The 14,184-nt window shown below is 71.7% G+C and carries 13 protein-coding genes and 1 pseudogene; 6 read left to right on the top strand and 8 right to left on the bottom strand.

Annotated elements, in window-relative coordinates; genetic code table 11:
• The first annotated feature begins 18 nt into the window (after positions 1-18).
• Both DIZ27_RS21100 and DIZ27_RS48790 read left to right on the top strand, forming a co-directional pair.
• Positions 19-450, top strand: coding sequence for a phage holin family protein (locus DIZ27_RS21100; RefSeq protein WP_109379989.1), 432 nt, complete (start codon positions 19-21; stop codon positions 448-450).
• The gene (locus DIZ27_RS48790; protein WP_109379988.1) at positions 447-848 is read left to right on the top strand and encodes a DUF3618 domain-containing protein; all 402 of its coding nucleotides are present in this window, start codon (positions 447-449) and stop codon (positions 846-848) included. The genes DIZ27_RS21100 and DIZ27_RS48790 overlap by 4 nt, the downstream gene beginning before the upstream one ends.
• Positions 849-933: 85 nt before the next feature.
• Here the strand turns inward: DIZ27_RS48790 and DIZ27_RS21090 are convergent, their stop codons facing one another.
• A complete protein-coding gene (locus tag DIZ27_RS21090) occupies positions 934-2,757 on the bottom strand; it encodes an endonuclease/exonuclease/phosphatase (protein ID WP_109379987.1) in 1,824 nt (607 codons plus the stop codon).
• A 278-nt stretch (positions 2,758-3,035) separates the two neighbouring features.
• Between DIZ27_RS21090 and DIZ27_RS21085 the strand changes: the two genes are divergently transcribed.
• From DIZ27_RS21085 to DIZ27_RS21070, 4 genes are all read left to right on the top strand, one after another.
• Positions 3,036-4,484 carry a hypothetical protein gene (locus tag DIZ27_RS21085; RefSeq protein WP_109379986.1) on the top strand — a complete coding sequence of 483 codons (1,449 nt, stop codon included), beginning with the start codon at positions 3,036-3,038 and terminating at the stop codon, positions 4,482-4,484.
• 180 nt (positions 4,485-4,664) lie between these two features.
• Complete coding sequence (locus DIZ27_RS21080; protein ID WP_109379985.1) at positions 4,665-6,122, top strand: alkaline phosphatase PhoX; 1,458 nt, start codon at positions 4,665-4,667, stop codon at positions 6,120-6,122.
• Positions 6,123-6,207: 85 nt separating this feature from the next.
• Positions 6,208-6,873: a GntR family transcriptional regulator gene (locus tag DIZ27_RS21075; protein WP_109379984.1), complete on the top strand. Its 666-nt coding sequence runs from the start codon at positions 6,208-6,210 to the stop codon at positions 6,871-6,873.
• Positions 6,874-6,887: 14 nt separating this feature from the next.
• On the top strand, positions 6,888-7,904 hold the full coding sequence (locus DIZ27_RS21070) for a 1-aminocyclopropane-1-carboxylate deaminase (RefSeq protein WP_109379983.1): 1,017 nt from the start codon (positions 6,888-6,890) through the stop codon (positions 7,902-7,904).
• A 69-nt stretch (positions 7,905-7,973) separates the two neighbouring features.
• Here DIZ27_RS21070 and DIZ27_RS21065 read toward each other — a convergent pair whose 3' ends face one another.
• From DIZ27_RS21065 to DIZ27_RS21035, 7 genes and pseudogenes are all read right to left on the bottom strand, one after another.
• Positions 7,974-9,173, bottom strand: coding sequence for a TerD family protein (locus DIZ27_RS21065; protein WP_181383629.1), 1,200 nt, complete (start codon positions 9,171-9,173; stop codon positions 7,974-7,976).
• 74 nt (positions 9,174-9,247) lie between these two features.
• The gene (locus tag DIZ27_RS21060; protein WP_109379981.1) at positions 9,248-9,469 is read right to left on the bottom strand and encodes a hypothetical protein; all 222 of its coding nucleotides are present in this window, start codon (positions 9,467-9,469) and stop codon (positions 9,248-9,250) included.
• A 122-nt stretch (positions 9,470-9,591) separates the two neighbouring features.
• Positions 9,592-9,872: pseudogene (locus DIZ27_RS21055) on the bottom strand (alcohol dehydrogenase catalytic domain-containing protein); the annotation flags it as partial.
• Positions 9,869-10,720, bottom strand: coding sequence for a carbohydrate ABC transporter permease (locus DIZ27_RS21050; protein WP_109379980.1), 852 nt, complete (start codon positions 10,718-10,720; stop codon positions 9,869-9,871). The pseudogene DIZ27_RS21055 and the gene DIZ27_RS21050, both read right to left, overlap by 4 nt.
• Positions 10,717-11,658, bottom strand: coding sequence for a carbohydrate ABC transporter permease (locus DIZ27_RS21045; protein ID WP_109379979.1), 942 nt, complete (start codon positions 11,656-11,658; stop codon positions 10,717-10,719). Before DIZ27_RS21045 ends, DIZ27_RS21050 begins: the two co-directional genes overlap by 4 nt.
• Positions 11,655-13,028 carry a sugar ABC transporter substrate-binding protein gene (locus DIZ27_RS21040; RefSeq protein WP_109379978.1) on the bottom strand — a complete coding sequence of 458 codons (1,374 nt, stop codon included), beginning with the start codon at positions 13,026-13,028 and terminating at the stop codon, positions 11,655-11,657. Before DIZ27_RS21040 ends, DIZ27_RS21045 begins: the two co-directional genes overlap by 4 nt.
• A 172-nt stretch (positions 13,029-13,200) precedes the next feature.
• The gene (locus DIZ27_RS21035) at positions 13,201-13,971 is read right to left on the bottom strand and encodes a DeoR/GlpR family DNA-binding transcription regulator (protein WP_109379977.1); all 771 of its coding nucleotides are present in this window, start codon (positions 13,969-13,971) and stop codon (positions 13,201-13,203) included.
• Between the last annotated feature and the right edge of the window lie 213 nt (positions 13,972-14,184).

The following is a 14,184-nucleotide window of genomic DNA, read 5'->3' as shown; positions in this document are numbered from 1 at the left end:
GAGAGGAGGCGGAGCACCGTGACCGCAACCATCGAGCGACGGCCGGTCCGCGCCACGGAAAGCCGTGACGAGCACAGCGTGGGCGAGCTCGTCGGGCAGGCCACCGAGCAGGTCTCCCGGCTGGTACGGCAGGAAGTGGCCCTGGCCAAGGTGGAGCTGGCCGAGAAGGGCCGCCGTGCCGGGCGCGGCGGCGGCATGCTGGGCGCCGCGGGCGCCTTCGCGTACGCGGGACTGCTCGGGGCGGCCGCCACCGGTGCGGCAGCGCTCGCGCTGGTCCTGCCGGTGTGGGCGGCGGCGCTGATCATCACGGCCGTGCTGTTCGTGATCGCCGGCGTGCTGGCCGTGCTCGGCCGGGGACAGCTGCGGAAGGCCGTACCCGCGACGCCGGAGCGGACGCTGGACAGCGTGAAGGCCGACGTGGAGGAGATCAAGGGAAGGGCACACCGATGACGCGGGACGTGGAGGGCGTGAACGCGCCTGCGCAGGTGGAGGGTTCCGGAGCAATCGGTTCCGGGTCGCACATCGAGCCCGGGGGCCGTCAGGATGCCGCCCGCGGGGTCAAGGGGCCGGACGAGCTGCGGCAGGAGATCGAACGGACCCGTCACGAACTCGGGGACACGGTGGAGCAGTTGGCCGGGAAGATGGACGTCAAGGGGCAGGCGAGGGCCCGCGTGGAGGACCTGCGCGACCGGGCCGGGGCGATGACCGTACAGCTGCGGAGCAGCGCCACGCAGGCCCGACGGGCGGGGACGCGGAAGCCGTGGCCGGTGATGATCGCCGGCGGGGCGGTGGCCGGGCTGGCGGCGACAGCCGGGATGGAGGTGCTGCGGCGGCGCGGGACGCACTGAGAGCCGACCGACCGGGCCGGGTGGGTGCGGCCGGGGGCCGGCCGGACGGGATGTCCGGCCGGCCCCCGGTGCGGCGGTGTACGCCCTACGGGCGGAAGCGCAGGATCTGCGGGTCGTGGTCGCTGATCTGGTCGTGGAACTCGGCGTTGATGTGCACGCTGTCGTACGAGAAAGCGCCGCGGCGGATCGACGGGCTGATCAGGATCTGGTCGAGGACCTGGCTGTTGCCCTGGTAGACGTAGGAGTAACGCTCGCTCCTCGGCAGGGACTTGACGGCCGACCAGAGGGTGCCGTCGCCCTCGAGGATCTTCGTCGTCCGGGAGAACTCGAAGTCGTTGATGTCGCCCAGGGCGACGACGGCCGCGTTCTTCTGCGTCTTGAGGATCTTCGCGGTGAAGTCGTGGACCGCCTTCGCCTGGAGGTGGCGCTGGGTCTCGGAGCTGCGCGACGGCGGCTGGTACTGCGAGGTCAGGCTCTGGTCGCCGCCCTTGGAGGCGAAGTGGTTGGCGATCACGATGACCGTGCGGCCACGGAAGACGAACTCGCCGGCCAGCGGCTTGCGGCTGTTCTCGAAGGCCTTGGACGTGGGGTCGATCCGGCCGGGGGAGTGTGTCAGGGCCGCCTTGCCGCGCACCTTGGCGACGTCGACGGGTGTCGTGGCGTCGCCGCCCGCGCGGTCGGTGAAGGAGACCCGCTGCGGGTCGAAGAGGAACACCTGACGGATGTTGCCGCCCGGTTCGCCGCCGTCGGCCTTGTCCACCGGGTCGACGGAACGCCAGTCGTAGCGCGGGCCGCCGGCCGCCTCGATCGCGTCGATCAGCTCGGCCATCGTCTCGTCGGCGGCGACCGTGCCGTCGTCGGTGGAGCCGTTGTTGTCCTGGATCTCCTCCAGGGACACGATGTCGGGCGACTTCAGATTGTGCACGATCGCGTCGGCGTGCGCGGCGAAGGTGTCGTCGGACGGGTCGAGGTTCTCCACGTTGTAGGTGGCGACCGCCAGTTCACCGGTGTGCTGCCGGCGGGTGGACTCGCGCTGCTGGTCCTTGCCCTTCAGCGTGCCGAGTTCGCTCGCCACGAGCGTGTAGCCGCCGAACTGGTTGAAGTCCAGCGGGCCCGCGGTGGTGCCGGTGAGGGTGTCGCCGACGTTCGCGTCGGGGAAGTCCGCGGCCCGGCCCAGGGACTGGATCTGCAGCCGGCCGGTGTTCCGGTCGTCGTAGGAGCCGTAGACCGTGCCGCCGCGGAGGTTGCGGTTCTCCCACGGCTTCACGGTGACCCAGAGCTCGGTGTACGGGTCGGTGGCGCCGACCACACGGGCGTTTGAGACCTGGACGTTCATGCCCTCCAAGGACTCGTAGCGGTCCAGGGCGTACCGCTCGGGGCGCAGCGGGAGCGCGTTGACCGAGCCGTTCGCGGCGGGGTCGCCGGCCGGGGCGTAGGCGGCGGGGACGGACCGCGCGTCGATCCTGGTCGCGGCCGGGACCGGATTGCCGCGGGAGACGACGGTGACCGCGGGGCGGGTGATCTGCGTCAGTGACTGGTTGCCGGAGGACGTGCCGCCGGGGACGTACTCCGTGACCGTGCCGGAGACCGTGACGGCGTCGCCGACGGCGACCCCCTGGGGGGTCGAACCGGTGAAGACGAAGACGCCTTCGCTGGTGGCCGGGTCGGCGTCCGGGTTGGGGTCCTGGATCCAGAAGCCGCGGGACGAGCCGTAGGTGCGGATGCCGGTGACGATTCCGGTCACGTCGGTGACCTGCTGTCCGGCGTACGGCGATATCCGGGTGTCGCCCTGGATGTCATGGATGCGCACGGACTCCGCGTGCGCGGGCGAAGCGAGGGTGACGGTGGACGCCGCGCACACGGCGGCGACGGTGAGCGCGGCGAGGCGCGTGGACGACTTGCTCGGCAACGGATTCCCTCCGGGAAACGTGATGAGTGCCGGGGCGAGGGTGGCAGGTGCGACGTGCGGGGCGTGCGGGACGGGATGGGCCCGTACGGGTCCGGTGAACAACCGTCCGCCGTTTTCTACGCGCGTCAATCTCCAGCCTGGCCAGGCCACTTGTCAAGGTTCCAGCCATGTACGGCGGCTGAAGGAGAGGTGAAGCGGGCGGCTTGGGTGGAAATCCGTCTAGGCTGAGCGGTTGAGTCACAAGAGGCGCCGAGGACAGCACCTAGGAGAAACAGCCGATGTCAGACAGCTCCCCCCTGCCGCCGGCGCGGCTGCACCCCGACGCGGAGCTGGCGCGTGAAGCACTGTCCACGCCGTTGCTGTCCCGGGCCGTCCGGCTCGCCCGCTGGGCCGGACCCGCGACCCGGGTCGACGCCGGGGGCGGGCTCGTCGACGAGCAGCTGCCCGCGGCGGCCGAGGCGCTCGGCCTGGGCGGGGAGGAGGCCGCCGCCGACGCCGGTGAGGCATGGCGCGTCGCGGTGGACGCCGGACTCGTCGACGTGGTCGACGAGGAGGAGGGCACCGTCACCGCTGGTGCCGACCTCGCGCTGCTCACCGGAGGCTCGCCGCAGGACGTCCTCACGATCTGGCTCGCCGCCCTGGAGACGGTGCTCGCCGACGCGAGCGTGCCCGACCTGGACGGGCTCGTCGACGCCATCGCCGCCGGGGACGGATCCGGCGAACTCGACCTCTCCTCGCTCGACTGGGACCCCGAGGCCGAGGCGGAGTTCCTGGACGGCGTGCTCCGCAACCTCTACCTGCTGACCGCCGGCGAGGAAGGCCCCGCCGGGGCACCGGTACCGCTGCCCGCGCTGGCCGCGTCCGTGCTCGTCCCCGACGACATGCCGGAGCCCACCGACGACGTCCTGCACCAGGTGTCCGAGGCGATGATGCGGCTGGACGACCAGTTCCGCATGCTGGAGCCGGTCGGACTGGTGGAGTACCAGCCGGTCGACGAGGCGCTGCTGGTCGAAGGGGACGTCGAAAGCGACGAGGAGCCCGCGGAGCCGCAGGACGAGACCGATGTCTCCCGCTACGGCGTGGTGCGGCTGACCCCGCTCGGGCTGTACGGGCTGCGCGCCCGGCTGCTGGCGGCCGGGTTCGAGGCGCCGGCGGTCGGGGACCTCACGGACAAGGGCGCCGACGCGCTGCTCGACGGCACGGCCGTGTTCCCGCCGGCGGCGGCCCACGCGGAGACCGAACAGTGGCTCGCCCGGCGTGAACCCCTCGCTGCGGCACGCGAGTTGCTGGCCGCGGCGCGCGGGAGCGACAAGAGCGCCCCGCTGCGGCGGCTGCAGTGCCAGCAGGCGCTGTCGCTGGTCGGCCTCTCGGCCGAGCCCGCCCTGCGGGAGGTGCTCGACGACGCGGAACTCGGCGGGCTGGCCCGGGTGTGGCTGACCGAGCACGGGGCCACCGACGTCCCGCCGCCCTCCGAGGCGATGATCTTCTGGCTGACCGTCGACACGGTCGCCGCGCAGCTCGCCGCCGAGGGCAACTCCGAGGAACTGCGGGCCCTGGTGGAGGGACTGGCCCGTCAGCACAGCGGCTTCTTCGCCACGGCCTGGCGGGTGGAGCACCCGGCCACGGCGGACGTGCTGGAGGCGATGGGCCGGCTGCACCCGGACAAGAAGATCGCCAAGGAGGCCCGCAAGGCGGCCTTCAAGGCCCGGTCGCAGCACGGGGGTTGAGGGGCCCTCTCCGCTCGGGGCAAGCCCTGAACCCCACGCACGGGGCCGGGTGACCCCGTGCGGTTCACCGAAGCGGCCGCCGGGGTGCCCCGCGGCGTTCAACCGGTGTTCAGGCATGGGCGGAAGCGTGGCGGCGTACGAGGTCGGCCCCCACGGCAACTCACCGCCACAGGAGACTCCATGTCGCTCACCCGCAGGGACTTCGCCAGAACATCCGCGGTCGCCGGTGCCGGTGTCGCACTGGTGGGCAGTGTCGGCGCCCTCGCCTCCGCACCCAACGCCCTCGCGTCCCACGACGCCGAGAGCGCGGAGGAGGAGCGGGAACAGGACCGGCACCGCCACCCCGCGGTCGGCTACGGCCCCCTGGTCCCCGACCCCGACGGCATCCTCGCCCTGCCCGCCGGCTTCTCGTACCGCATCCTCACGTACACGGGCAGGACCAGGCTCGAGTCCGGCGAGTTCACCCCGTCCGACCACGACGGCACCGCCGCCTTCGACGGCCCCCGCGGCACCACCCTCCTGGTCAACAACCACGAGATCGACGGCCCGCGCGACGAGGTGGAGCACCCGGTCCCGCTCGCCGAGGGCCTCGTCTACGACCCGGCCGCCCCCGGCGGCTGCACGGTCGTCGAGGTGCGCCCCGACGGCAGCGTCGCCGAGTGGGTCGGCATCGCCGGCACCGCCGACAACTGCGCGGGCGGCAGCACCCCCTGGGGCACCTGGCTCACCTGCGAGGAGAACTCCGACCGGGCCGGCGAGAACGGCATGACCAAGGACCACGGCTACGTCTTCGAGGTCGACCCGGCCGACCGGCGCGCCAACCGCGACCCCAAGCCGCTGAAGTTCTTCGGCCGTTACGACCACGAGGCCGTCGTCATCGACCCCAAGCGCGGCCACGCCTACCTCACCGAGGACGCCGACGAGCCCAACGGCCTGTTCTTCCGCTGGACCCCGCCCGAGGACTTCCGCCACGGCCCCGGCAGGTTCCGCGCCCTCGCCGACGACGCGGGCGTCCTCCAGGCGCCCAAGTGCTACGACTCCGGCGGCCGGTTCGTCGACGACCTCTCCCGCGCCACGAGGACCGGCACGGTGTACGGCGTCGACTGGGTCGACGTACCGGACCGCGACGCGCGGACCGTCTCCGTGCGCGAGCAGTTCGGGCCCGGCGAGATCACCCGGGGCCGCAAGCTGGAGGGCATGTGGTGGGGCGACGGCGGGGCGTACTTCGTCTCCTCGTACGCCCGTGAGGAGAGCCCCGTTCAGCACGACGGCCAGGTCTGGTTCTACGACCCCAGGCGCCGCACCATGACCCTCAAGGTCCTGCTCGGCGTGAACCCCCGCCCCGGCAGGGACGGCGCCTTCGACGGCCCCGACAACATCACCGTCTCCCCGTACGGCGGGCTGGTCATCGCCGAGGACGGCGACGGCGTGCAGCACCTGTTCGGCGCCACCGACAGCGGACGCACCTACCCCATCGCCCGCAACGAGCTGAACATCGGCACCGAACAGGAGCCGGAGTTCAGCGAGTTCACCGGCGTCACCTTCTCGCCCGACGGAAAGACCCTGTACGCCAACATCCAGGAACCGGGCATCATGCTCGCCGTCACCGGCCCCTGGAAGCGCCAGAAGCGCGGCTGAACCCGTCGCCCGCGGTCATCCGCCACCGCGGTGGCGGATGACCGCGGCCTTGTTCCGTCCGTCACTGACATCTAACATTTCAGTCGTGGAGGCCATACGACCCGTACGGCGCACCCTGCTCAGGGAGCGTGCCTACGAAGCGATCAGGGATGCCATCGTGGCCGGGGAGATCGAACCCGGGGCGGTGGTGCGGGACGCCGAGCTCGCCGAGCGGCTCGGGCTGTCCCGCGCGCCGGTGCGCGAGGCGTTCTCGCGGCTGGTCGACGAGGGGCTGCTGGAGAGCAAGCCGCAGAGCTACACCCGGGTGACCCCCCTGGTGGCCGGTGACGTCCGGGACGCGGCGGCCGTCGTCGGCGCCATGCACGAACTGGTCACCCGCGTCGCCGTACCGCGGCTGCGCGAGGCCGACGTGGACCTCATGCGCGCCGCCAACGAGCGGTTCGCCGCCGCCGTACGGGCCGGTGACGTGGACGGCGCGCTGCGCGCCGACGACGAGCTGCACGACGTCCTCGTACGGGTGAGCGGCAACCGCGCCGCCGCCGCGACCGCCGCCCGCTACACACCCCTCATCCGCCGGCTGGAACGGCAGCGCTTCGGCGAGGGCGGCACCTGCCGTTCCGCCGGGCTGCACGAACGGCTGATCGAGGCCTGCGCGGCCGGAGACCCGGACGAAGCGGTCCGGGTCACGGCGGAGATCTGGCGGGGCCTGGAAGAGCTCGCCGACGTTCCCGAGGTTTCCGACGTTCCCTGACGGAAGGATCGCCCATGTCCCTCTCTGACTTCGAGCGTTACCCGCTGCTCTTCGGACCCTCGCCCGTGCATCCGCTGGAGCGGCTGACCGCGCACCTCGGGGGTGCCGCCCTGTGGGCCAAGCGCGAGGACTGCAACTCCGGTGTGGCCTACGGCGGGAACAAGACCCGCAAGCTCGAGTACCTGGTCGCCGACGCGCTCGCGCAGGGCTGCGACACCCTGGTCTCCATCGGCGGGGTGCAGTCCAACCACACCCGCCAGGTCGCCGCCGTCGCCGCCCGCGCCGGGCTGGGGTGCGTACTGGTGCAGGAGAGCTGGGTGGAGTGGCCGGACGCCGTGTACGACAAGGTCGGCAACATCCTGATCAGCCGGCTCGCCGGCGCCGATGTGCGCCTGGTGCGGGCCGGCTTCGGGATCGGCTTCAAGGAGAGCTGGGAGCAGGCGCTCAGGGAGGTCGAGGAGGCGGGCGGCAAGCCCTACGCCGTCCCGGCCGGCGCCTCCGACCATCCGCTCGGCGGGCTCGGCTTCGCCAACTGGGCGCAGGAGGTCGCCGAGCAGGAGCGGGAGCTGGGCGTCTTCTTCGACACCGTGATCGTGTGCTCGGTCACCGGGTCCACCCAGGCCGGGATGGTCGCCGGGTTCCGCGCCCTGGAGGAGGCGGGCGGGCGGACCCGGCGGGTGATCGGGATCGACGCGTCGGCGGCGCCCGTCCGCACCCGCGAGCAGATCACGCGGATCGCGCGGAACACCGGCCGGCTCGTCGGGGTCAAGGCCGAGTTGACCGAGGACGACGTCGAACTGGACGAGCGGTACCACGCGGGCACCTACGGGATCCCCGACGACACCACGCTGGACGCGATGCGGCTCGCGGCCCGCACCGAGGGGATGGTCACCGACCCTGTGTACGAGGGCAAGTCGATGGCCGGACTGATCGACCTGGTGTCCCGCGGCGAGATCGGCCGCGAGTCCACCGTGCTCTACGCCCACCTGGGCGGGCAGCCCGCGCTGAACGCATACAGCGCGCTGTTCTGAGCGGCCGGTGAGCAGCCGGTTCTGAGCGGGCGCCCCGTGGCCGGGGCGCCCGCGGGCTCGTGGGCGTGGCTACAGCGACTGGGCGGCGGGCTTGACCATGCCCCTCACCGTGCGGGACTTCACGAACTCGCCCATCGCGGTCATCTCCCACTCGCCGGAGAACTGGCGGATCAGCTTCGCCATCATCACGCCCGTCTGCGGCTCGGCGGAGGTGAGGTCGAAGCGGACCAGTTCCTCACCGGTGGTGGCGTCCAGGAGACGGCAGTACGCCTTGGCCACCTGGGTGAACTTCTGGCCGGAGAACGAGTTGACCGTGAAGACCAGACCGGTGACGTCCTGGGGGAGGCGGCCGAGGTCCACCGTGATCGTCTCGTCGTCCCCGGCGCCCTCGCCCGTGAGGTTGTCGCCGGAGTGCTGGATCGCGCCTCCCACGATCTGGAGCTTGCCGAAGTAGCAGCTGTCGACGTGGTTGCGCTGCGGGCCGTAGGCGATGACCGAGGCGTCGAGGTCGATGTCCTTGCCCCGGTACGCGGGCTCCCAGCCGAGGCCCATCCGAACCCGCGAGAGCAGCGGGCGGCCGCCCTTCATCAGGGAGACGGTCTGGTTCTTCTGGAGGCTGACCCGGCCCTTGTCCAGGTTGATCTTCCCGGTGCCGGGCGCGGCGGCGGGCGGCGCCGGGGGAGCGGCGGGCGTCGGCGGGCTCACCGGCGGCTGCATGGCGGGCGGGGGCGGAGTGGCGGGCTGGGCGGGGGCGACCGGCTGGGCGGGAGCGGCCGGTTCCTCGACCGTGACTCCGAAGTCGGTGGCGATGCCGGCCAGGCCGTTGGCGTAGCCCTGGCCGACCGCGCGGGCCTTCCAGGCGCCGTTGCGCAGGTAGATCTCGACGACCACCAGGGCGGTCTCGGTGCCGAGGCGCGGGGGCGTGAAGGTGGCCAGGACCGCGTTGTCGTCGGCGCTCCGGATGGTGGCCGTCGGTTCGATGCCCTGGAACGTCTGGCCCTGGGCGTCGGGGCTCGCGGTGACGACGATCTTCTCGATGCCGGGCGGGACCGCCGCGGTGTCGACGGTGATGGCGTCGGGGGCCGTGCCGCCGCCGGAACGGTAGGTCACACCGGGACCCGCGGGCTGGTTGTAGAAGATGAAGTCGTCGTCGGAGCGCACCTTGCCGTCGGCGGTGAGCAGCAGGCCCGATACGTCGAGCCGCACCGGGGCGGCGACGTCCACCGTCACACGGGCGGTGGGGAGGGGGATGTTCGAGCCGGGGGTCATAGCTGTCATGCCGGGTGAACGAGCGGAGGCGATTTACCGTTCCCTTACTTGTGGCCCGAATGGGGCAGAGGTTCTCAGCGCCGGTTGCGGGGGTGGTTGCGAGCGGTGCGCTCGTTGCCGCGCTTGTAGTTGCCGGTCCAGCGGGCCATGACGAGCTGGGGGTCGCTGCTGGTGACCTCGGTGAGGAAACGGGCCGCAGGGTCACCGTTCAGGGTGGTCGCGGGGCGGTTGTGGTGGGTGATGTGCACGGTGCCGTTGGGGTGGGCCTCGTAGGCGAAGCCGTGGGGTCGGGGCATGCGCGGATGCTACGACGGCGGGGGCGGCTCGCCCAGTGGATTTCGCCCCCGCCGCCCTGCGCCTACGGCACCACCACGGTCTTCCTCCCCACACCCCGCGCGAACCGCTCCAGCGCCTCCAGGTGGCGGCGCTCGTAGCAATACAGGGAGGGGCCCACGGCGACCTGGTCGCCGAGCGACACCTTGGTGACCTGGGAGCCGACGCCGACGACCTCGCCCGCGAAATCGTGCCCAGGCACGATCGGCAGGGTGGGCGCGAACTCGCCCTGGAGGATGTGCAGGTCCGTGCCGCACAGCCCGCAGGCCGCGCGACCTCGACGACGACCTCGCGGGGCCCTGGCGTCGGGTCCGGGACCTCGGTGACGACTGCGCGGCCCACGGACTCGATGACGGCGGCCTTCATTTCACGGCTCCCAACGACAGGCCCTGGACGAGTTTGTCCTGAGCGGCGAACCCCGCGGCGAGCACCGGCAGGGAGATGACGAGCGACGCGGCGCACACCTTGGCCAGGAAGAGGCCCTGGCTGGTGATGAAGCCGGTCAGGAAGACGGGGGCGGTCTCGGCGACCACGCCCGTCAGCACCCGGGCGAACAGCAGTTCGTTCCAGCTGAAGATGAAGCAGATCAGGGCCGTCGCCGCGATGCCGGGCAGCGCCATCGGGGCGACCACGCGCGCCAGCACCGTCGGCAGCCGGGCTCCGTCGATCTGGGCGGCCTCGATCACCGCGACGGGGATCTCCGAGAGGAAGGAGTGCATCATCCACACGGCGATCGGCAGGTTCATGGAGGTGTAGAGCAGGACCAGCAGCCAGACGTTGTCGAGCATCCCGGCGTTCTTGGCGAGCAGGTAGACCGGCAGCAGGCCGGCCACGACCGGCAGCATCTTGGTGGAGAGGAAGAAGAACAGGACGTCCGTCCACCGCTTCACCGGACGGACGGACAGGGCGTACGCCGCCGGGAGTGCGAGCAGCAGGACCAGGACCACCGAGGCCACGGACGCCACCGTCGAGTTGATCAGGGACGGCCAGGGGCTCGCGCCGCCGCCCACGCCGAAGAACTCGCGGTAGCCGTCCAGAGTGAGGGCGGCGGTGAAGGACGGCGGGTTGGTGGCCGCGTCCTGCTCGGAGTGGAAGGACGTCAGCGCCATCCAGGCGATGGGCAGGAAGAAGACGATCCCGGCCAGCCAGGCCACCAGGCCAAGACCCGCTCCCCTGCGGATCCGGCCGCGGGTGCGTACGGCGACGGTGCTCATGCGTGGGACACCTCCTCGCGGAACAGGGACGACACGACGCGCAGGGCGAAGGTCGCGATGATGATCGAGCCGATGACGACCAGGACGCCGGCGGCCGAGGCCAGGCCGTTCTCATGGGCCTGGTAGAAGGTCTGGTAGACGGTGTAGGGGAGGTTGGCGGTGCCCAGACCGCCGGACGTGATCGTGAAGACCGCGTCGAAGTTCTGCACGATGTAGATCGAGCCGAGCAGGGCGCCCAGTTCGAGGTAGCGGCGCAGGTGGGGCAGCGTGAGGTGGCGGAAGATCTGCCAGTCGCTCGCGCCGTCGACCCGGGCCGCCTCGATCTGCTCCTGGTCCCGGCTCTGCAGCCCGGCGAGCAGGATCAGCATCATGAACGGTGTCCACTGCCACACCAGCGCGGCCTGAACCGCCAGGAGCGGGGCGCCCGAGACCCAGTCCGGCTGCGGCCCGCCGACGTAGTGCAGCAGGCCGTTGAGCAGGCCGTACTCGGGGTTGTAGAGGACGTGCTTCCACAGCAGGGCCGCCGCCACCGGAACCACCAGGAACGGGGCGATGAGCAGGGTGCGGACGATGCCCCGGCCGCGGAACCTCCGGTCGAGCAGCAGGGCGAGCAGCAGCCCGAGGACCAGGCTGGTGAGGACGACCGCCACCGTCAGCAGGATCGTCGTCCAGACCGACCGGCGAAGGTCGGGGTCGCCGAGGACCTCTCCGTAGTTCTCGAAGCCGGCGAACTTCCGGGCGTCGGGGTAGAGGGAGTTCCAGTCGAAGAAGGAGATCACCAGCGTGGCCACGAAGGGCAGCTGGGTGACCGCGATCATGAAGATCAGGGCGGGCAGCAGCGGGGCCCTGGTGGCCCAGCCGCGCAGCCGGTCGGAGCGCCGGCCACCGCTCGGGCGGATGTCCGGGGCGGCCGCGGGGGCCGTCGTCGTGGCGGTCATCGTCCCTCGTACTCCTCGGAGATCTCTTCGGCGAGCTGCTGGGACTTCTTCAGGGCCGACTCGACGGACTGGCGTCCGGCGATGGCCGCGCTGATCTCCTGGGAGACCCGGGTGCCGAGGTCCGTGAACTCGGGGATGCCGACGAACTGGATGCCGGGCGCGGGCCGCGGCTGCACACCCGGGTCGTCCGGGCGGGCCTGCTCGATGGCCTTCCTGGTCATCTCCTGGAAGGCCGCGGCCTGTGCGCGGTAGTCCGGGTCGGCATAAGTGGAGGCGCGCTTGCCGGCCGGGACGTCGGACCAGCCGATCTCGTCGCCGACCAGCTGCTCGTACTCCTTGCCGGAGGCCCACGAGACGAACTTCCAGGCGTTGTCCGGGTTCCGGGAGGCGTCCTGGATGCCCCAGGCCCAGGTGTAGAGCCAGCCGGCCGACTCCGTCTTCTCGACGGGGGCGGGGGCGTAGCCCATCTTGCCCTTGACGGGAGAGTCGGCGGACTCCAGGGAGCCGGCCGCGGAGGTGGCGTCGTACCACATGGCGGTCTTGCCCTGGGTGGTGTTGTTCAGGCACTCGGCGAAGCCGGACTGGGCGGCGCCGGCCTGGCCGTGCTCGCGAACCAGGTCGACGTAGAACTTCGTCGCCCGCTGCCACTCGGGGGAGTCGAGGCGGGCGTTCCAGTCCTCGTCGAACCAGGTGCCGCCGAAGGTGTTCACCACGGTCGTCAGCGGGGCCATGACCTCGCCCCAGCCGGGCAGACCGCGCAGGCAGATGCCCTTCATGCCGGGCTCGGCCCCGTCGAGTTCCGCGGCGATGTCGGCCACCTGCTCCCAGGTGGGGGCGGCCGGCATCGTCAGGCCCTCCCGCTCGAGGATGTCCTTGCGGTACATCAAGAACGAGGACTCGCCGTAGAAGGGCTGGCCGTAGAGCTTGCCGTCGTCCCCGCTGAGGGACTGGCGCATCGGCCCCAGGATGTCCTGCTCGTCGTAGGCGGTGTCCTCGTCGACGTAGGAGTCCATCTCCCGGAGCCAGCCGTTGCGGGCGTAGATCGGGATCTCGTAGTTGGACAGGGTGGCGACGTCGTACTGGCCGGCCTGGTTGGCGAAGTCCTGGCTGATCTTGTCGCGGACGTCGTTCTCCGGCAGCACGGTGAAGTTCACCTTGATGCCGGTGTCCTTGGTGAAGTGCGCGGCGGTCAGCTTCTGCAACGCCACCATCTGCGGGTTGTTGACCATCAGGACGTTGACGGCGTCACCGCCGGATCCGGCCCCGCCCGCCCCGACCCAGCAGCCGGAGAGCAGCGGGGCGAGCAGCGTCCCTGCGGCGGCCGCGGCGAGTGCGGCTCGCGGCGGCCTCCGTCGGCTCTGGGTTCGCATGGATCGCTCCTGCACGTATAGGGAGGTTCAGGGAGGTATAGACGTCGCCTGGACGGCTCGGCCCGCGGGGGAGTGGAACTGCGTGTGGTGGAAACGGCGCGCGGTGCGTCGCGCGTCGTGGTGCGCCGTGGTGCGGGGCGCGCGGGGTGTGCCGTGGTGCGGTTCTGCCGGGTCAGACCCGGATGACCTGGGGCCCCAGCAGGGAGTAGCGATGGGCCTCGGCCGCCGGGAGCAGCGTGCTGGTGACGATCGCCTCCAACGCGCCGACCTCGGCGAACCGGCAGAAGCTGACCGCTCCGAACTTGGTGTGGACGCCCGCGAACACCACCCGGCGCGCGGCCCGGACCGCCTGCGTCTTGACCTCGCTGACCGCCGGGTCGGGCGTGGTCAGACCGTGCTCGCGGGAGATGCCATTGGCGCCGATGAACGCCAGGTCGACGACGAAGCCGGAGAGCATCTTCGTCGTCCAGTGGTCGACGGTGGCGAGGGTGCCGGGGCGGACCCGGCCGCCGAGCAGCAGCACGGACACGGTGCCGGTCTCGGCGAGCGCGCCCGCGACCGGGAGGGAGGCGGTGACCACGGTGAGCGGCCGGTCCCGGGGCAGTGCCTCGGCGATGAGCTGCGGGGTGAAGCCCTCGTCGACGAAGACCGTCTCCGCGTCGCCGAGCAACTCGGCCGCGGCGTTCGCGACCCTGCGCTTCTCGGCCACATGGCTGGTGGCACGGAAGGCGAGCGTGGTCTCGAAGGCGGCGCTCTCCACGGGATAGGCGCCGCCGTGGGTGCGGCGCACCAGGCCGTGGTCCTCCAGGGCGCGCAGGTCCCGTCGCACGGTCTCCTTGGCCACGCCCAGATCGGTGGCGAGCGCCGTGACGTCGACCGAGCCGGTGGCGCGCGCCACCCGCACGATCTCCCGCTGGCGCTCTTCGGCCGTCCTGTCGCGCATGGCCGAACACCTGCTTCCTGATCTCGCTGCCCGTTCGGGCCCGGTGGGGTCCTTGCAGGCAGTTGTACAGGTGGTCCGCGCGGCTGACCAGGTCTGTTGTGGAACCGGTATTGCCCGCTTCCGCCCGTTCACCTCCGGCTGTGCCCGGCTCGGACCTGCATGGGGGCGGGCCGGGGTGCGGAAACGGGCGTCGCGCGTGCCCGAATGCGGCGG

Source organism: Streptomyces sp. NWU339, assembly GCF_003143855.1.
Taxonomy (GTDB): domain Bacteria; phylum Actinomycetota; class Actinomycetes; order Streptomycetales; family Streptomycetaceae; genus Streptomyces.
This window is presented reverse-complemented; position numbering and strand designations above follow the sequence as displayed.